The organism is Methylobacterium sp. AC315, assembly GCF_979253755.1.
The window spans coordinates 146,625-165,178 of record NZ_CEEDEA010000006.1 but is presented as its reverse complement, the minus strand read 5'-3'; the positions used below and the strand labels follow the sequence as shown (position 1 = coordinate 165,178).

General features: G+C 68.4%; 15 protein-coding genes. 11 read left to right on the top strand and 4 right to left on the bottom strand.

What is annotated here, in order from left to right; translation table 11 throughout:
* Positions 1–214: 214 nt before the first annotated feature.
* Positions 215–3,322: an efflux RND transporter permease subunit gene (locus tag AC0IY0_RS12915; protein ID WP_471763993.1), complete on the bottom strand. Its 3,108-nt coding sequence runs from the start codon at positions 3,320–3,322 to the stop codon at positions 215–217.
* Complete coding sequence (locus tag AC0IY0_RS12910) at positions 3,319–4,404, bottom strand: efflux RND transporter periplasmic adaptor subunit (RefSeq protein ID WP_471763992.1); 1,086 nt, start codon at positions 4,402–4,404, stop codon at positions 3,319–3,321. Before AC0IY0_RS12910 ends, AC0IY0_RS12915 begins: the two co-directional genes overlap by 4 nt.
* A 373-nt stretch (positions 4,405–4,777) precedes the next feature.
* Between AC0IY0_RS12910 and AC0IY0_RS12905 the strand changes: the two genes are divergently transcribed.
* From AC0IY0_RS12905 to AC0IY0_RS12870, 8 genes are all read left to right on the top strand, one after another.
* A complete protein-coding gene (locus AC0IY0_RS12905; RefSeq protein ID WP_471763991.1) occupies positions 4,778–6,094 on the top strand; it encodes an O-antigen ligase family protein in 1,317 nt (438 codons plus the stop codon).
* Positions 6,095–6,579: 485 nt separating this feature from the next.
* Complete coding sequence (locus tag AC0IY0_RS12900; protein WP_246691970.1) at positions 6,580–7,218, top strand: glycosyltransferase family 25 protein; 639 nt, start codon at positions 6,580–6,582, stop codon at positions 7,216–7,218.
* Positions 7,219–7,661: 443 nt separating this feature from the next.
* A complete protein-coding gene (locus AC0IY0_RS12895) occupies positions 7,662–9,344 on the top strand; it encodes a hypothetical protein (protein WP_471763990.1) in 1,683 nt (560 codons plus the stop codon).
* Positions 9,341–9,742, top strand: a complete 402-nt coding sequence (locus AC0IY0_RS12890; RefSeq protein ID WP_419830634.1) for a DCC1-like thiol-disulfide oxidoreductase family protein — start codon at positions 9,341–9,343, stop codon at positions 9,740–9,742. Before AC0IY0_RS12895 ends, AC0IY0_RS12890 begins: the two co-directional genes overlap by 4 nt.
* A gap of 233 nt (positions 9,743–9,975) precedes the next feature.
* Positions 9,976–10,737, top strand: a complete 762-nt coding sequence (locus tag AC0IY0_RS12885; protein WP_147937591.1) for a LamB/YcsF family protein — start codon at positions 9,976–9,978, stop codon at positions 10,735–10,737.
* The gene (locus AC0IY0_RS12880; RefSeq protein ID WP_471763989.1) at positions 10,734–11,471 is read left to right on the top strand and encodes a 5-oxoprolinase subunit B family protein; all 738 of its coding nucleotides are present in this window, start codon (positions 10,734–10,736) and stop codon (positions 11,469–11,471) included. Before AC0IY0_RS12885 ends, AC0IY0_RS12880 begins: the two co-directional genes overlap by 4 nt.
* Entirely contained in the window at positions 11,468–12,484 is a 1,017-nt protein-coding gene (locus tag AC0IY0_RS12875) for a 5-oxoprolinase subunit C family protein (RefSeq protein WP_471763987.1), read from the top strand. The genes AC0IY0_RS12880 and AC0IY0_RS12875 overlap by 4 nt, the downstream gene beginning before the upstream one ends.
* Positions 12,485–12,591: 107 nt before the next feature.
* Complete coding sequence (locus AC0IY0_RS12870; protein WP_471763986.1) at positions 12,592–13,380, top strand: aldolase; 789 nt, start codon at positions 12,592–12,594, stop codon at positions 13,378–13,380.
* A gap of 25 nt (positions 13,381–13,405) precedes the next feature.
* Here AC0IY0_RS12870 and AC0IY0_RS12865 read toward each other — a convergent pair whose 3' ends face one another.
* The gene (locus AC0IY0_RS12865) at positions 13,406–14,707 is read right to left on the bottom strand and encodes a lytic murein transglycosylase (protein ID WP_471763984.1); all 1,302 of its coding nucleotides are present in this window, start codon (positions 14,705–14,707) and stop codon (positions 13,406–13,408) included.
* A gap of 187 nt (positions 14,708–14,894) precedes the next feature.
* On the opposite strand from AC0IY0_RS12865, the gene AC0IY0_RS12860 reads away from it, so the two are divergent.
* The 3 genes from AC0IY0_RS12860 (at position 14,895) to AC0IY0_RS12850 (ending at position 17,155) form a co-directional block, all read left to right on the top strand.
* Positions 14,895–15,392 carry an SRPBCC family protein gene (locus AC0IY0_RS12860; protein ID WP_471763983.1) on the top strand — a complete coding sequence of 166 codons (498 nt, stop codon included), beginning with the start codon at positions 14,895–14,897 and terminating at the stop codon, positions 15,390–15,392.
* Positions 15,393–15,530: 138 nt separating this feature from the next.
* Complete coding sequence (pyk, locus tag AC0IY0_RS12855; protein WP_147937646.1) at positions 15,531–16,943, top strand: pyruvate kinase; 1,413 nt, start codon at positions 15,531–15,533, stop codon at positions 16,941–16,943.
* Positions 16,944–17,026: 83 nt separating this feature from the next.
* Positions 17,027–17,155, top strand: coding sequence for a hypothetical protein (locus AC0IY0_RS12850; RefSeq protein WP_007561257.1), 129 nt, complete (start codon positions 17,027–17,029; stop codon positions 17,153–17,155).
* Between the two features lie 56 nt (positions 17,156–17,211).
* On the opposite strand, the gene AC0IY0_RS12845 is transcribed toward AC0IY0_RS12850, so the two are convergent.
* Positions 17,212–18,399: a patatin-like phospholipase family protein gene (locus AC0IY0_RS12845; protein ID WP_471763981.1), complete on the bottom strand. Its 1,188-nt coding sequence runs from the start codon at positions 18,397–18,399 to the stop codon at positions 17,212–17,214.
* Between the last annotated feature and the right edge of the window lie 155 nt (positions 18,400–18,554).

The window sequence follows — 18,554 nt, the reverse complement described above, 5'->3', positions numbered from 1 at the left end:
GATCCTTCGGCGTTCCTGAGACCGATATAAATGCGTTTCATCATCTAAAGAAGGGCGGGACAGGCTGGCTTTCGATGGGGTCCGGCCACTGAGCCGCGAGCTCGGCGACAGGGATTGACGATTTCGGTCGACCGGCCTGCGGAGGGGGGCATCAATGCAGGCCGGCCGGCCGACCGCACGTTCGCTGCCGAACGCGCGATCCTGGATGTCCGGGCTACCCCCCGGACCGAACCGGCACCGCGCCGGAGCCGGCGGCGGCGCGGCCCGTGCGGGGTTCCCGCGCCACCCGGAACCACAAGGCATAGAGCGCCGGCAGGAACAGCAGCGTGAGGAGCGTGCCCACGCCGACGCCGCCGATCAGGACGTAGGCGAGCGCCCCCCAGAACACCGAGTGCGTCAGCGGGATGAAGGCCAGCATCGCGGCAGCCGCCGTGAGGATCACGGGCCGCGCCCGCCGCACGGTGGATTCCACGATGGCCTCGTAGTCCGACAGGCCGGAGGCGCGGTCGTGGTGGATTTGATCCACCAGGATCAGCGTGTTGCGCATCAGGATGCCCGACAGCGCGATCAATCCCAGGATCGCGTTGAATCCAAACGGCTGCTGGAAGATCAACAGCGTGGGGACCGCCCCGACGAGGCCCAGCGGTGCGGTCGCGAACACCATGAACATGGTCGAGAACGACCGCACCTGCAGCATGATGACCGTCAGCGTCACGATCAGCATCAGGGGGAAGACCGCCACCAGCGCGTTCATCGCCTTGGCGCTCTCCTCCACGGCACCGGCGGTGTCGATCCGGTAGCCCGGCGGCAGCTTCGCCTTGATCGGATCGAGGAGCGGCAGCACCTGCGCGTGGATGTCCGGCGGCTGCTTGCCGTCGAGCACGTCGCCCTGCACCCGAATGTAGGTCTCGCGATTGTAGCGCTTGAGCACCGCATCCTCGTTGCGGCTCTCCAGATGCGCCACCTGGGATAGTGGGACCTGGCGTCCGTCATGGGTGGCCAGCGTGAGGTCGCCGATCTCGCCGAGCGAGCGGCGCTCCGGTCCGGGGCTGCGCAGGAGCACGTCGACGGAGCGCAGGTTCTCGCGGACCTGGGTCGCGGGCGTCCCGTTGAGGTAGCTCTGCAGTTGCTGGCCGGCCTCCTTCGGGGTCAGGCCGATCAGGCGCAGGCGCTCCTGGTCGAGCACAAGGCGCAGGCTCGGAGTCTTGTCACCCCAATCCAGGTGCACCAGCCGCATGTTCGGGTTGGAGGCCATGGCGTCGGCGACCTCGGCCGCGATACCGCGGATGACGTCGAGATCGGGCCCGAACACGCGGAAGGCGACCGGAAAGCGGATGGGCGGCCCGAACACGATCTGCAGTACGCGCACGCGCGCCTCGGGGAAGAGGCCGTCGCTCACAAGCTTGCGGACCTTGAGCCGAAGCGCGTCACGGGCTGCGGCGTCAGCGGTCTGCACAACGATCTGCGCGAAGGCGGGGTCGGGCAGCTCCGGGTCGAAGGAGAGCACGAAGCGGGGCATGCCCTGGCCGATGTAGCTGGTGATCTCGCGCGCCTCGGGCAGCTGACGCACGGCCGCCTCGACCTTCTTCACGCTGGCCTCCGTGGTCGCGAAGGCTGTGCCCGTCGGCAGGGTCACCTCGACGATGAGTTCCGGGCGCTCCGAGTTCGGGAAGAACTGCTTCTCGACCTTTCCCATGCCGACCACTGCCACCGCAAACAGCGCCACGGTGATGCCGGCCGCCATCCACTTGTGGTCGACGGAGGCCCGCACGATCCGACGCAGGCGCTGGTAGTTCCGCGTCGCGTAGATCGCCTCGTGGCCGCCTTCCACCGTCTTGATATTGGGCAGGAGCTTGACGCCGAGATAGGGCGTGAAGGTCACGGCCACGATCCAGGAGATGATCAGCGAGAAGCCGACCACCCAGAAGATGTTGCCGGCGTATTCGCCCGCCGTGGAAGCGGCGAAGCCCACGGGTAGGAACCCCGCGATGGTGACGAGCGTGCCGGTGAGCATCGGCGCGGCGGTGGCGCTCCAGGCATGGGTGGCCGCCTCAATGCGGTCGGCCCCCTCCTCCATGCGCACCACCATCATCTCGATGGCGATGATGGCGTCGTCCACGAGCAGGCCGAGCGAGATGATCAGCGCCCCGAGGGTGATGCGGTCGAAATCCCGCCCGGTGACCATCATCACCACGAACACGGCGGCGAGGGTGATAGGAACGGCGAGCGCCACGACGATGCCGACCCTGAACCCGAGGGCGACGAGGCTGACCACGATCACCACGGACAGCGCCGTGAAGAACTTCACCATGAACTCGTGGATGGCATCGTCGATCACCTTGGCCTGGTCGGTGATCTTCGTGAACGTGATGCCGGTCGGCAACGCGTGATGGATCGCGACCTCCTCGGCGTTCAACGCTTCGCCGAGCTGCAACCCGTTAAAGCCGGGCTTCATCACGAGGCCGAGCATCAGAGCCGGCTCGCCGTCATTGCGGATCGCGAAGACCTTCGGATCCTCGTAGCCGCGCTTTACCTCGGCGATGTCGCCGAGCTTTAGGCTGCGGTCGCCCGCGCTCACCGGCAGGTTCCGCAGGACGTCCAAGTTGTCGATGGCACCGTCCAGCCGCAGGTAGACCCGGGGCCCGGCGGTCTCGACGAAGCCTGCCGGGGTCACGTCGTTCTGGTTGGCCAGCGCGGACAGGAGCTGCTGGCCGGTGATGCCGAGCGTGGCGAGACGCTGATAGGAGATCTCGACGAAGATCTTCTGCGTCTGCTCACCCAGGATGTTGATCTTCTCGATCCCCGGCACCCGCAGCAGACGCTGGCGCAGATCCTCAGCCTTCAGCACGAGGTGCCGGTGCGGCAGACCCTGGGCCTGGAGGGCATAGAGCGCGAAGTAGACGTCCGAGAACTCGTCGTTGAACAGCGGGCCCATCACGCCGCGCGGCAGGGTGGACGCCTGATCGGACAGCTTCTTGCGGGCCTGGTAGAACTCCGACTGGAGCTTGGCCGGCGGCATGCTGTCCTTGAAGTAGACCTTCATCAGCATGAGGCCCGGCCGAACCGTGGTCTCGACGCGGTCGTAGTAGACGAGTTCCTGCAGGCGCTTCTCCAGGGGGTCGGCCACCTGCCGCTGCATCTCGTCGGTGGTGGCGCCGGGCCAGGCGGCCGAGACGGACATCGTCTTGACCGTGAAGGCCGGATCCTCGGCGCGGCCGAGCTTTTGGAAGGCGAAGAAGCCGGCGGCCGTCACCGCGATGATGAGGAAGAGCGTGACGGCCCGCTCGCGGACCGCCAGGGCGGAGAGGTTGAAGCCGGTCATCGGGCGACTCCCGTCAGGCTCGGGGGCGCTTGGCGCACGCTCTCTCCCGCCTTCAGGAGATGCGCGCCGAGCGACACGATGCGGTCGCCGGGGTTGAGGCCGGACACGACCTCGGCCTCTTCCTCGGACATGCGCGCGACCGAGACCGGTTGGGCGGAGACCGTCTTCGTGCCGGCATCGAACTTCCAGACCGCCGAGCCCTGCCCCTGGTCGAACAGGGCCCCGAGCGGCACCTCGACCGATGCGGAACGTCCGGTTTCCGCCGGCTTGAGCCGGAGCGTCACGGTCGCGCCCAGCGGCGCGTCCTCGCCGCCGCCGGACAGGATGTAGCGCGCCCGGTAGGTCCGGGTGGCCGCGTCGGCGGTAGCCGACAGTTCGCGCAGCCGTGCCGGATAGGTCGCCTCGCCCTCTGCGTAGAGCGTCGCCGAGGCGGTGCCCCGCGCCAAGTGGCGGCTCGCCTCCGGCAGGAAGACCTCCGCCTCGCGGGCACCATCGCGCGCCAGCTTGACGACGGTCTGGCCGGCGGCGACCACCTGACCGGGTTCGGTCGGGACCTCCATCACGACGCCATCGGCATCCGCCTGGAGTTCGGAATAGCCGGCCTGGTTGGAAACCTGGCTCGCCTGGGCCTCGGCGTTGGCGAACTGGGCGATGGCGGCATCTGCCGCCGCCTTGTTCTGGTCGTAGGTCTGCTTCGAGGTCCATCCGTCGCCGACCAGCTTGCGACTACGCTCCTCGTCGGCCTTGGCCTTGATCATCTGGGCGCGCGCGGCCTCGACGGAGGCGCGCGCCGCGTTGAGCGCCAGGGTGAAGTCGGTCCGGTCCAGACGCATCAGGGGCTGCCCGATCCGGACATGATCCCCCGGATCGACGAGGCGTTCGAAGATCTTGCCGCCGACCCGGAACCCGAGATTGCTCTCCGTGCGGGCCCGGACGACGCCGGTATAGCGCACGACGCCCCTCGTTCCCGGAACGACCTCGATGGTCTGCACCAGCGGCGGCTCCTGAGGTACGGCAGTCTCAGCCGGCGAGCAGCCCACCAGCGCCGATGCGGAAAGCGCGAGCATCCATCTCACGTCCATGGCCCGCCTCCACATCGATCCGATCCTTCGCAAAAATTATAGTCATCATCTATTGTGCGGGCGTGCTTTCGTCAATGGCGGAACCGGGATCCTGGCCGGGGCTCGGTTTGATTCACTGGTCGGTCCCACCCGCCGATCGCACCGACGCTGGCGAGCAGGGTGGAGTCGGTCCACGCCGACCACAGCGGCGTGCATCCGTCCGTCCCAAATCCGGGGCGCCTTCCTGTCTTCGGCCCGCAGCGTCGGGCGGGTTGGACCGGCCTACCTCGTTTGGCGGTATTGGACGGGCTGACGGTTCGCCTCCAAGCGAAGCCGTCGGGAGCCTCGGCCATGCGTCGGCGCGGAGCGCTCGGGACGTCGAAGGCTGAGGGCGATGGCGTTTCGTCGAGACATGGCGGGTTTCGGACCGGACGAGACCGGATCGGCCTGGCTTCCAACCGGCGGGCTCGATGAGCGTGGTGCTTGGCATGTCGCCCGCCCGTCGCGCCGCCGGCTCGGCGCCCACGGTCTGCCGCGGCTCGAGCCCGCTGCGATACTCTGGGTCCTGCTGATCCTGCTCGCGCCGATCAGCGGCGAGCAGGTCAAGCTCCCGGGTCTGGATAAGGCGGTCTGGCTGGGCGCCGACCTGGCGGCTCTCGCCTTCCTGGTCTTACGGCGCGATCTCGCCAGCACGCTGTTCGGCAGCCGGCCCGTCATCCTGCTTTGGCCGGCGCTCGCCGTGATGTCGGCGGCATGGTCGCTGACCCCGGACATCTCGGCCTATCACGGCCTCCAGCTGCTCGCCACGGTCGTGGCGGGGATCGCGTTGCGCGCCACGATGGGGCTATCGGGCGTCGTCAGGATCGTCTTCCTCGGGCTGCTGGGCGGGCAGATCCTGTCGCTGGTGCTGGGCGTTGCCGCCCCCGGCATGACCCGCGGCCTCAGCGGGGAATGGTCCGGGGTCTACTCGCACAAGAACGTGCTCGGGAGCCTGATGAGTCTCCAGCTCCTCTGTGCCGCCTGCCTGTTCCTCCAGGGCTGGCACCGACTCCTGACCGGGGCGGCCTTCCTGGGCGCCGTGATGCTGCTGGTCTCGTCCCATTCCGCCACCGCCCTGGTGGCCGGCGCAGTGGGGCTCTCCCCACTCTGCGTGGTCATGGCGTGGCGACAGGGTAACCTGGTGACGGGCTTCTGCCTCGGGCTTGCCATCGCGCTCGCGGGAATCGGCATCCTGGTCGCCGCGACCTACGGAGCGGACCTCTCCGCCAGCCTGCTCTCGGACCTCGGCAAGGACACGACCCTGACCGGCCGCACCATCCTCTGGCAGTTCGGCATCGATCAGTTCTGGCGGGAGCCCCTCGTCGGGATCGGCTACAAAGCCTACTGGGAAAGCCCGATCACCACGGCGCCCTACCTCCACTTCACCACGAAGCAGAAGCTCTGGTTCTTCCACAACAACTTCATCGACGTTGCGGTGGCATTCGGCGTCGTCGGCCTGATCATTTTCACGGGCGTCTTGCTCGATACGGCACGTCGCGTCATCGCGCACTTCACCCGGTCTCCGGGCTATGTCGAAGCCTGGCCGATCCTGTTCCTCGCGCAGCTCGTGGTCTTCATTTGCTTCGAGTGCCCGTTGTTCATGAATCACGGGATGCATCAGTTCCTGCTGGCGGCGATCCTTCCGGTCCTGCGGCAACGGCCGACGGCCTGATCGACGATCAGTCCGGCTGGAAGCAGGGGCCTACCCCTACCAGTCCGAAGCTGCCGCATAGGCGGAAGCAGGATGCGCAGCGTATCGTCCGCACTTCGTATGCAATCTAATTCCGGATCACGCGAATATTTCTCGAAGATACACGTGGATGACGTGTCATAAATCTTGCGATCCCCGGCTTTTAACTAGAAAATTATTTTTCCGCTTTTCCGCTCTGGCTAATTCGACAAGGCGTTCATCCCAGCAGAGTCCGGGTGCGGAAACGTCAGCGCAGGGCGAAACTTTTAAACGACGATTACTGAATTCGGCCGCAAAATATGTTTGCAAGTTTGTTAAATTCAGCGCATGATTCTAAATCAAAGGCTGGTACAATGTGCTGCATTGCAATATCGATCCCGCGGTTTCGCGAGAGACATGCCTATATTACCCGGCATCTCCATACGGTCTGGGGGGCGGATTTCGAAATTCTGGGTATCGACGGGTCGGTGGCCGGCCGTGACGCGTCGCCGGGATCCGATCTGAGCCCGGGACAGGTGGGCTGCGCCCTCTCGCACCTGGCCGCCTACGAATCCATGATCGATCGCAGGTTACCCTGGGCCCTCATCGTCGAAGACGACGCGGTGTTGCCGCCGGACATCCACGACATCTTGGTCCGGGTCGAGGCGACCCTGCGCCGGGGCGATGTCGTCCTCCTCTACAATCGGCCGCAGCATCGCGCCGCCTTCAGCACCGTGAACGCCGATTCGATCGGCGACTACCGGCTGTGCCTGCCCATGAACATGGCCGGGCTCGGAACGACGGCCGCCTACGTGATCACGCGGCAGGCGGCAGAAGGCATCCTGAAGGTGAACCGGCCGGTCGTGGCGGCTGCCGACAACTGGGAATACTTCTTCGAGCGCCAGGCTATCGCCCGGGCCCGGGTGATGTCGCCGAACCCGGTGTCGATAAAACCGTTCGAATCGACGGTCTTCACATCCGGGTCCCGGTTCGGCGGCGTCCTGAAGAGCAATCGCCTGTTCCAGCCGCTGCTGGCGGCCCGGCGCCGTTTTTTGACGGCGCGCATGACGGGCCAGACGGTGTTCGTCGACGAAGTCTCGCCCTACTCCACGATGTCCCCGCAATAGAGGCGGCTGCAGCGCCGTTCTCGACAACGGTCTTCAGGGCATCCGGTCGCCCACCTCGCGTCCTCGCGTGCGGGATCCTCGGCCACGGCACGTCGCTCGCTGCGGTGCAGCCTCCGGATTCGGCCTGCGCTGCCCGGCGCTCACTCCGTTCAGCGTTTTCGAAGGACGCAGAGCGCCGACGATCCATTCGGATGAGCGAAGAACAGGCCGCCGCGCGGCGAGGATGCCGTGGCCGCCCTCTTCCAGTGCCGGGGCTCGGCGACGAAGCCAGCAATACAAACGAAAGACGTAGGCATACGGCGCCGACCGTACCCTTGGCCCGCGCCCGAACCATGACACTCTGATTGCCGAAGCGTCGAGGGCCACCACCGCGCCATCGAACGCAACCCGGTCGCCGCACTGCCGCTGCGGCCGCCATCACACTCCGGCAGCGAAGCGTGACGATGGGCAGATCTCTCTCGAGTTCGGATCCGACCAAGACCTTCACGGTCCGAGAATCCTGGCTGGCCGGACCGTTCTCGCTGGCGCAGGCCCGGCCGTATTTGATCCTGCTCGCGCAGATCACCGCGCTCCTGATGGTGATCAAGCTGTCGCGGATCGTCGACGAGCGGAACAACTACTACATTATCGTGCTGCCGCTGTTGCTGGCGGCCGCGATGCTGCGGCAGACCTACGCCGCCTCCGACACCGCCGCCGTCCGGCTGCTCCAATTGATCGGCGTGATCTCCGGGGCCTACGCCCTCGTGCATTACCCGCTGTTCCCGGTGGTCGAGCAGGGCTTCAAGGCGATGGCGACGCTGGGCGCCCTCGTGGGCCTCTGGATCGCCGCCGTGGCCTGCGGGATCCTGTGCCTGCGCTGGCCGTCGCTCGGCGTGGTGGGCGCGGCCTACCTGGTTTGGAGCAAGCTCGCCGTCAGCCGGGTGACGGGGCTCTGGCACGGACACATCATCGACGTCGTGCCCCTGGCGGAGGTCAGCTTCTGCCTGCTGGCCGGTCTCGGCGTCATCGCCCTCACGGCCCAGGTGAGCGCATCGCCGGGCATGCCCGCTGCCGCCAGGACCGACATTGCCACCGCCGGTGCGCTGTTCTCGAAGGTTCTCATCGCCGCCGCGATCAGCATCCACCTCGGGAACTACTACTCATCCTTCCTGGCCAAGGTGACGCTGGATGCCGGCCCGACATCCTGGCTGCTCGCGAACGACCCAGGAAAACTGTTCAGCGTCGGCCTCGACAACAACCACGTCTTCTACGCGAGCTGGGCCTGGCTGGTGGAAGGCATGCGGGCGATCCTGAGTCATGCCGGGCCCCTCACGAACACGCTCATCCTGGTCGGACAAGGGGCGGCCCTGGTCGGCATCCTGATGCCGCGGCGCTGGCTCGTTATCCTGCTGCTCGGCTTCGACGCGATGCACCTGTCCATCGTGGTCGTCATGGGCGCCAATTTCGCCCCGTGGATCCTGCTGAACCTGGCGATCGGCGCCGTGGTGATCAGCCGGCATTACCAGCGGCCGCCGCTGATGGTCGGGGTGCTCTCGGTGCTGTTCATCCTGAGCGACAACAGCTTCATGACTCAGGCGCGGCTCGGCTGGTACGACACCGCGGCGAATAATAAGTTGTACTTCCAGGCGGTCGATAAGGACGGCGGGCGCCACTACGTCCCGACGAACTTCTTCACCTTCTACTCGTATCCCTTCGCCCACATGGCCTACGGATCGCCGGATGCGGAGACCGCCTTCGCCCTCGACAACCCGAATGGCGGAACCCAGGTCTACCGGAAAGTCGTCGCGTCGCTGTCCTGCGACGTGCCGGTCCTCACCGCCCGGGACGGCGCCGGGCAAGACCTCGCCAAGATCGAGATCGATCGGCCCGCGGTCGATGCCTACATCCGCGGCTATCACCGACTGGTCACTGGAATTGCCGACAGGCTGGGGTCGTTCCCCCATGCTTTCTACCCGCATCACTTCTTCGTCCCGCTCCAGCACGGAGCGAGCTTCGACGGCGTGGGCCTGCACGACATCGTCGCCTACATCTATCGGCGGGAATCGGTCTGCCTCAGCCTGCAGGACGGCGTGCCGGTCCGCAGGCTGGTCTCGGAAGCCGAGCATCGGATCGATCTGAAGCCATGACCGATGCAGCTCTCACGGTCGTCTACGACGGCGAATGCCCGTTCTGCAGCAACTACGTGCGCCTGATGGCCCTGCGCCGGTCGGTCGGCACCGTGGCACTGGTCGATGCCCGGGAGGGCGGCCCGGTGGTCGAGGACCTGACCCGGCGCGGTTACGACCTCGACAACGGCATGGTCGTCCGCCACGGCCGGACCCTGTATTACGGCCCGGACGCCTTGGTCCTGCTCTCGACCCTTAGCGAGGATCGGGGCCCGATCGGCCGCGCCCTATCGTGGCTGCTACGCAGCCCGTCCCGCGCGCGCCTGCTCTATCCGATGATGAAGCTCGGTCGACGCGCGACCCTGGCTCTGCTGGGCCGACGCCTCATCGCTCCGCCCGCATCCGGCCGGCACCCTTGAACCTGCGCCACCGAGATCTGCCCCCGAGATCTGTGCTGCGCGTGAAAGGCTTCCGGCACGCTGGAAATGACCACGCGGCATCGGCCTTGCTCGTGCTCTCGCGCTTCCAGCCGGCCTGGCGCTCTCGACTTCTGAGCGTCGGCGGTGTGGAAGGATCGTGATCCGGTCGCGATGCGGGCCGCCCTCCAGGCCTGCCTGCCCGGAGCGGTACGCAGCAGGAAGGGACGAGTCCGTTGGCCAGCGTGGACCTGAATTCCGATCTCGGCGAGGGCTACGGCACCTACGCCTGCGGGGATGATGCGGCGATCCTCGGCATTGTCACCTCCGCCAACGTCGCCTGCGGCCTGCACGCGGGCGATCCCGAGATCATGGCCAGCACCTTCGCGCTGGCCAAGGCGCGCGGCGTGGCGGTCGGCGCCCATCCGGGCTTTCCGGACCTCTGGGGCTTCGGACGGCGGCGCATGCCGTTCACCCCGCCCGAGATCGAACGGCTCGTCGCCTACCAGGTCGGCGCCGCGCAGGCGCTCGCCGCCTATGCCGGCCACCGGGTCACCTACGTGAAGGCGCACGGCGCGCTCGCCAACCTGGCCGCCGAAGACCGGGCCGTCGCCGACGCGATCGCCAGAGCGGTCCGGGCGGTCGATCGGGACCTGGCGCTGCTCGCCATCGCACTCACCGCACAGGTGGCGGCGGGCGAGGCTTGCGGGCTCGAGGTCCACCAGGAGATCTTCGCCGATCGCGGCTACACCGAAGCCGGCCTGCTGATCGCGCGCGACCGGCCCGGCGCGCTGATCACCGAGGCCGATGCGGCCGCAGACCGGGTCCTCCGCATGGTCGAGGGCGGGGCGATCCTCACCGCCTCGGGCAAGTCCCTGCCGACGCCGATCCGCTCGATCTGCGTCCACGGGGATTCCGCGCACGCGGTCGCCACGGCCCGGGCGGTGCGCGCCCGCCTGGAAGGCGCCGGCGTGACCCTGGCGCCGTTCCGCCCATGAGCGACGCGGTGAGCGAACCGCGGCTGCTGGATTCCGGTGAGGCAGCGCTGGTGGTCGAGTTCGGCAGCACCGTCGATCCCACGATCAGCGACCGGGTCCTGGCGCTCGACGACGCCCTCGGCGCCGATCCGCCGGAGGGATTGCGCGAGCGCGTGCCGACCTACCGCTCCCTGATGCTCCACTACGATCCGCTGGTGCTCGACCGTGAGACGCTGGCGGAGCGAGTGCGGGCGCTGATCGCCGGCGCCGTCGCCCGTGCCGGCACGCCGACCCTCTGGACGCTGCCCTGCTGCTACGACGCTCCCCACGGTGAGGACATCGCGCAGGTCGCCGAACGCACCGGGCTCTCCGCCGACGCCGTAATGGCGACCCATGCCGGAGCCACCTACCGGGTCTACATGTACGGATTCGCACCGGGCTTCGCCTATCTCGGCGGCCTGCCCAAGACCCTCGCGGTACCCAGGCGCGCGAGCCCGCGGCCCCCGCATCCGAAAAACGCCGTGGTGGTCGGCGGAGGCCTGGCCGCAGTGGCCACCGTGCCGATGCCCACGGGCTGGTACGTGATCGGCGCCACTCCGGCCCGGCTCTACGCCCCGGAGCGCAGCGAGAGCTTCTTCGTCGGTGCCGGCGACCTGATCCGGTTCGAGGCCGTGGACGTCGCGACCTTCGATGCCCTGACCGCCCGGGAGGCGGCGGGCGAGCCGGTCGCCCGCCGTGGGGAGGCCGATCGATGACCGCCCTCGTCATCGAGGCCGCCGGGCCCGGCGTGACGCTGCAGGATGGCGGCCGGCACGGCTACCTGCGCTACGGCATCACGGCCGCGGGCCCGATGGACCCGCTGATGCACGCCACCGCCAACCGCGCGGCGGGCAATCCCCTGGACGCCACCGCCATCGAGGTCTCCACCGGCGGCCTCACCGTCACGGCCGACGGCGGGCCGCTCGGCATCGCCATGGTCTCCCGGAGTTTCCGGATCACCCTCGACGGAGTTCCCCTTCCCGACGCGGTCGCGCTGACCCTGGAGCCGGGCCGGACGCTGACGGTGCGCGCCGGCTCGTCCGGCGCCTGGGGCTACCTCGCCGTGCAGGGGCGGCTCGACGTGGCGCCGGTGCTCGGATCGACCGCGACCCACACCCGCTCCGGCCTCGGCGGCCTGGACGGTCGCGGACTGGCTGCAGGCGACCGCCTTCCCGTGGCCGAGGCCCGGCCCGGCGAGGCCTCGGCGCACCGGCTGATCGCGCCCTGGCTTGACCGCGATCCGATGGAAATCCGGGTCGTGCTCGGCCCGCAGGACGACTATTTCGCCTCCGACCAGATCGATGCCTTCCTGGCCGGCCCCTGGACCGTCTCGCCGCGCGGCGACCGCATGGCCTGCTTCCTCGACGGAACGCCGCTCAAGCACACCAAGGGCCACGACATCGTCTCGGACGGGGTGGCGATGGGGGCGATCCAGGTGCCCGGCAACGGCCTGCCGATCATCCTGATGGCGGACCGGCAGTCGACCGGCGGCTATCCGAAGATCGCCACCGTGATCGGGCCGGATCTCGGGCGCCTCGCTCAGGCGCAGGGCGGGACCACGCTGTCGTTCCGCAGCGTCACCGTGGCCGAGGCGGTGGCGGCCCGCCGGGCCGAACGCGAAGCGTTGCGGGAGCCTATGGGGCGTGATCCGGTGGTGCGCACGGATTTCGCCTCCGATTTCCTGCTCAGGCTCAACCTCGTCGGCGGCGTCACCGACGGGCAAGCCTGATGGTATCCACGCAACAATGGTCCGCAGGGCCGCGCGACCGCGTATCATACCGGTCTGCCTGATTCCGGCGGCCCGGATCCGAACCGAGATAGAGAGAGCCTTCCCGCATGGCGCACGCCGTCACAGCCTCTGGAACGCCCCCCGTGCGCGCCAACGAGCCCCTGAACGCGGACAGCGTCCGCCGCGCCCGGATCGATTTGGCGGCCTGCCTGCGCTGGGCCGCGCGCAACGGCCTCGAAGAGGGGATCTGCAACCACTTCTCGGCTGTGCTGCCGGAGCGTCCGGACCTGTTCCTGGTCAACCCCTACGGCCTGGCTTTCGCAGAGGTGACGGCGTCGAGCCTGCTGCTGTGCGATTTCCACGGCAACGTGGTCGAGGGCGACGGCCAGCCCGAGGCGACGGCCTTCCACATCCATGCCGAGTTGCACCGGCTGAAGCCGAACGCCCGGGCCGCCTTCCACACCCACATGCCCTACGCGACGGCGCTGGCCATGCTGGAGGGGCAGCCGCTGCTCTGGGCCGGGCAGACCGCCCTGCGATTCTACGGCCGTATCGCCGTGGATGAGGATTACAACGGGCTGGCGCTCGACGCGAGCGAGGGCGAACGGATCGCCCGGAGTGCCGGCGAGGCCGACGTGGTGTTCCTGAAGAACCACGGCGTCATGGTGCTGGGCGAGACCATCGCGGAAGCTTGGGACGACCTCTACTACCTGGAGCGCGCGGCCCAGGCACAGGTGCTCGCCATGAGCACGGGCCGCACAATCAAAACCGTCCCCGAGGAAATCGTGAAGCGCGTGGCCGCTCAGGAAGCCGCCGGCCGCGCCGAGAGCGCGCGCCTGCACCTCGAAAGCGTCAAGCGGGTCCTGGCCCGGGACGAGCCGGCCTTCCTGGCCTGAGCGCCCATCTGGCCTGCGGCGCCTCTCATGGCGCCGCGCGGATGCGGTCCAGCAGCGCCGCGTCGGCGTAGCCATCCGCCGGCAGCCCCTGCGAACCTTGATAGGCGCGCAGGGCCGCCCGGGTCTTCGGGCCGATCTTCCCGTCGACGCCGCCGGTGGCGTAGCCGCGCTCGCTCAGCCGGGTCTGAAGGTCGCGGCGCTCGTCCCCGGTGAGCGGCCGGTCACCCCGGGGCCAGTCGCGCGACAGGCCCGGATCGCCGCGCAGGCGGTCCGAGAGCAGCGCCACGGTCAAGGCATACGCCAGAGCCGTGTTGTAGCGCAGGATCGCGGAAAAATTGGGCCGGAGCAGGAAGGCGGGCCCGCGAATTCCCGCAGGCAGGATCAGGGTCGCCGTCGCGGCCTCGTCCGGAATAGGGCGATCCCGGGTGAGCCTCACGCCGAGGTCCCGCCACGCCGCGAGGCTGCGCGGCGTGGTCTCGTCGGCCAGCGCAGCTTCGAACCCGTCCGGCAGCACCACTTCGTAGCCCCAGCCTTCGCCGGACCGCCAGCCGTGATCGCGCAGATAATTCGCCGTGGAGGCGAGTGCGTCCGGGGCCGACGTCCAGATGTCCCGCTTCCCATCCCCATCGAAATCCACCGCGTAGCGCTGGTAGACGCTGGGCATGAACTGGGTATGGCCCATCGCGCCGGCCCAGGACCCGGTCAGGCCGCCCGGCATGCGGTCGAGGGGCGCCTCTCCACGGGCGATGATCTGCAGCGCGGCGGTCAACTCGTCGCGCCAGTAGGACGACCGGCTGGAATCCCCGCAGCTCAGCGTCGCGAGCGCGCGCACCACGGGCCGCACCACGGCGCTATTGTCGAGCACGGCACCGTAGCTCGACTCGACGCCCCAGAAGGCCACAAGCGTGTAGCGGTCGACGCCGTACTGCGCCTCGATGGCCGCCAGCGGTGTCGCCAGCTCCGCCAGCTTGCGCTGACCGGTCTCGATCCGCGCCGGCGTTACGCTGGCCTCGATGTAGTCCCAGATCGGCCGGACGAACTCTCCCTGATTCTGCGTCGCCGCCAGCACCTCCGCGTCCGGCTGCAAGTCACCCAACTGCGCCTGCGCGACGGAATGTGGGACGTCGTGCGTTGTCGCCCAGGCCATCAAATCGCCGCGGCAGGATTCGAAAGACACGGCTGGCGGGCTATCGCCGGGCGCGGCCATGGCCAGCCCCGGCGCGGAGGCAAGAGCCGCGATTCCGAGCGCACAAGCGGGTCGCCAGCGGCGCGACAGGGCCCGCCAGCCACGCTCTGCGAGGAAGGCCGGCCAGGGGCGATCGTCCATCGGCGTCTCCGACTCAAAGCCTGTCAAGGGGTACCCATCGAAGCGCACCGTCGTGGCGACCGATCGGCAGCGTCGTCTTACCGGCCTGACCCATTGGTATCCAGGCATCGTCGGCCCCGGTAGCCCGATGGGCTTCGCTCGGCAGGCGCCCTACTTTCCATCGACGACGTTCTGCGGAGGCCCCATCGTGAAACGACCCGCCCTGTGGGTGATCTGCGCCGCAGGCCTGCTGGCGGCCGGCCCGGCCTGCGCCCTCGAGGTCACCCGCAGCCGCGACATCCCGGCACCGCCCGCCGCAATCTGGGCGTTGATCGGCGATTTCTGCGCGATCGGGCTGTGGCACCCGCAGGTCGAGCGCTGCATCCTCTCGCGCGACGACGACGACGACGGCATCCGCGCACAGATCCGCGGTCTGGTGGCGAAGGGCGGCCTGGGCACGATCGTCGAGGTCGAGACCGCCCGCGACGAGGCGGCCATGAGCTACAGCTACAGCTTCATCCAGGGCCCGCTGCCGGTGCGTGCCTACAACGCTACCCTGGCGGTCCGCCCGAACGGCACGGGCTCCACGGTGGTCTGGACCGCGACCTTCGACGCCGAGGGCATGAGCGACGCCGACGCCCTCAAGGACATCACCGGAATCTACGACGATGGGCTCGCCGGCATCGCCCGGGAGATCGCCAAATAGGGCGCGGTCCGAACGGCGAATGTCTCCGGACCGCCAGAAAAAGCTCGCCTCCGCGCCCATTCTTACCAATGTGGGGGCCGTCGGCGGGCCCGATCGCCCGGCCGATTCCCGGAGATCGTCTTCATGGCAGAGGCCCGCATGCGCCGTCACCGCCACGCCAAGATCGTCGCTACGGTCGGCCCGGCCAGCTCGGCACCAAACCGGTTGCGCGACCTGTTCCTCGCCGGCGTCGACACCTTCCGGCTCAACTTCAGCCACGGCGTGCAGGAGGACCACGCCAAGGTCCACGCGGCGATCCGCGCCCTCGAGCGGGAGGTCGGTCGCCCGATCGGCATCCTGCAGGATCTGCAGGGACCGAAGATCCGCATCGGCACGCTGCAGGGCGGACGCCAGGATCTGGTCGCCGGTGAGACGATTCGCTTCGTCCTTGAAGGAGCCGACGGCGACAAGCAGGCGATCCCGCTCCACCACCCGGAAATCTTCACCGCGGTGGTGCCCGGACAGGAACTCCTGATCGACGACGGGCGGGTGCGGGTCCGCGTCCTCGGGCCGGAGCGGGACGCGATCACCGCCGAGGTGATCACGGGCGGCGTCATCTCGAACCGCAAGGGCGTCAACCTGCCGGGTACGCTCCTGGACCTGTCGCCCCTCACCGAGAAGGACCGTGGGGACCTCGCCTTCGGGCTCGACCTCGGCGTCGACTGGGTCGCGCTGTCCTTCGTCCAGAAACCATCAGACCTGATCGAGGCGCGCGGCATCATCGGTGATCGCGCCGGCATCATGTCGAAGATCGAGAAACCGCAGGCGCTGGAACGGATCGACGACATCATCCGGCTCTCGGATGCCGTGATGGTCGCCCGGGGCGATCTCGGCGTCGAGATTCCGCACGAGGACGTGCCCGGGCGGCAGAAGGAGCTGATCCGAGCCTGTCGGCTCGCCGTGAAGCCCGTGATCGTGGCGACCCAGATGCTCGACTCGATGGTCCAGGCCCCGGCCCCGACCCGGGCCGAGGCATCGGATGTCGCGACGGCGATCTACGACGGTGCCGACGCGGTGATGCTGTCGGCGGAATCGGCCACCGGGAAGTACCCGGTCGAAGCCGTGTCGATGATGGATCGGATCATCCGCAGCGTGGAGGGGCACAAGCTCTACCACTCGATCGTGGCGGCTTCCGAGCCCAGCGAGGAGGAGACCCCACCCCACGCGGTGGCCACCGCCACAGCGGACTTGGCCGAGGCGGTGCGCGCCGCCGCGATCGTAACCTACACCACGAGCGGGACGACGGCCGCCAGGGTCGCGCGCAAGCGCCCCGCGTCGTCGATCCTGGCGCTGACCCCGAGTCTCGCCACCTCGCGGCGTCTGTGCCTGCTCTGGGGCGCGCATAGCGTCCACACCGACGACGTCGATTCCTACGAGGAGATGACCGCCAAGGCCGGCCAGTACGCGCGGGCGGAGGGCTTCGCCAAGCCGAACGACATCATCGTCGTGACGGCCGGAATCCCGTTCCACACCGTGGGGAACACCAACAACATCCGGCTGATGCAGGTCTGACGGCGTTCCGCGGGAACGCCCCGCACGCATCACCCGTTAATGGGCAAGCTGCGCCGTTTTGGCGCGAACGCCGGGAGAGATCCATGAGCCTGATCGGACGCATCGTCACCAAGCTTCTCGGCAACGAGAATCGCCCCATCGACCGCGATGACCGGAACGCCAGCACCGCGACGCCGATCGGCCGCCTGGTCACCAAGATCCTGGGCAAGTAACCACAGTCGCAGCGCCGCGCGCCCGGTCGGATGCGCGGCGTCGCTGTTTGCGACCGTCAGTTCGCGACCGCCGCTGCGGTCTGCTTGAGCGTCGGCGAGGCCGGGACGGTGTGTTGCCAGAAGGTGCCGGTGCGGCCCTTCTCGAGACCCTCCTGATAGAGCGCCCGCATGTAGGCGGTGTCGAAGCCCTTCGCGGCCGAGGCCTTCGGGCCGTCCTCGTCGATGTATGTGAGGTTGAAGCTCATCCCGTTGCTGCGGGCCAGCGCGTAGGTCGCGGTCAAGGTTGCACGGGAGCGGGCGCGGCTCGCCGTCGTGAACGAACGCTCGACGATGGACAGGGTGTTGTTTTTCGTCACCTCGAAGTCGGGCTCCAGCCGGCCGTTGATCACCACGTAGATGTTGGCCTTGCCACCGGTGCGGATCTTCCCGTCGCGCAGCAGCAGCGTCTGCGGCAGCGTGAAGACCGGGGTGACCACGGACCCGTCGACATGCATCTCCTGGAACCGGGCATCGGCCGCGTTCACGTCGATCATCTGCGGCGGGAACACCGCCGGGACGCTGGCGGACGCAGCCAGCACGTCGCGGAACAGATCCAGGGCGTTCGGCGCACCGCTCGACGCGATGGCGCCCATGTTCCAGATCACCGAGCGCTGCGAATCGAGGTTGGTCGTCACCACCATCAGGCGGCGGCCCTTGGCGTGCTCCTCGGCGATGGCGGTGAGCAGTTCAGGGGTGACGTAGCGGGCGATCAGGTTGCGCAGGCGCCCGTCGCCGAACAGGCCGGAGCCGAACAGGATGTTGGAGATGCTGGGCGACGTCACGAGTTCGCCGGCGACGCCGCTGGTGTAGAACTCGGTGAGGTAGGCGTCGTAGGCCGGTCCCAGGAACGCGAAGGGGGCGATCAACGCCCCGGTCGACACGCCGGAGACCAGAGTGAATTCCGGGCGCGTGCCCGATGCCGTCCAACCGTTCAGGACGCCGGCCCCGTAGGCGCCGTCGCCACCGCCGCCCGACAGCGCCAGGTAGTTGAAGCCCGCTGAACGGCGCAGCGGATTGCCGGCGAGTTCCGCGATCGTATCGACCGATGCGTCGGCGTAGACGCGTGCGCCCGGTATGCCGGGCACGCTGGCGAGCGCCGCCTGCTCGGCGGTGTAGGCCGTGCGTGGGACGCTGCCGCAGGCCGCGACCTGGCCGGCCAGCCCGAGCGCGAGTAACGCGCGCAGACCCCCCTGACGGTAACCCATCGTCCTCACCTCGGAAAACAGCAACGCTCGCCCCTTCTGCCACAAGGAAGCAGCTCGGCCGTGACCTCGTTCCGGTCAAGCTTAGCATTCGGTACGATTGTGATGCGATTACGTCGGGCTGTGACGCCGGCGACACGTCACGTCGGGCTCACGAC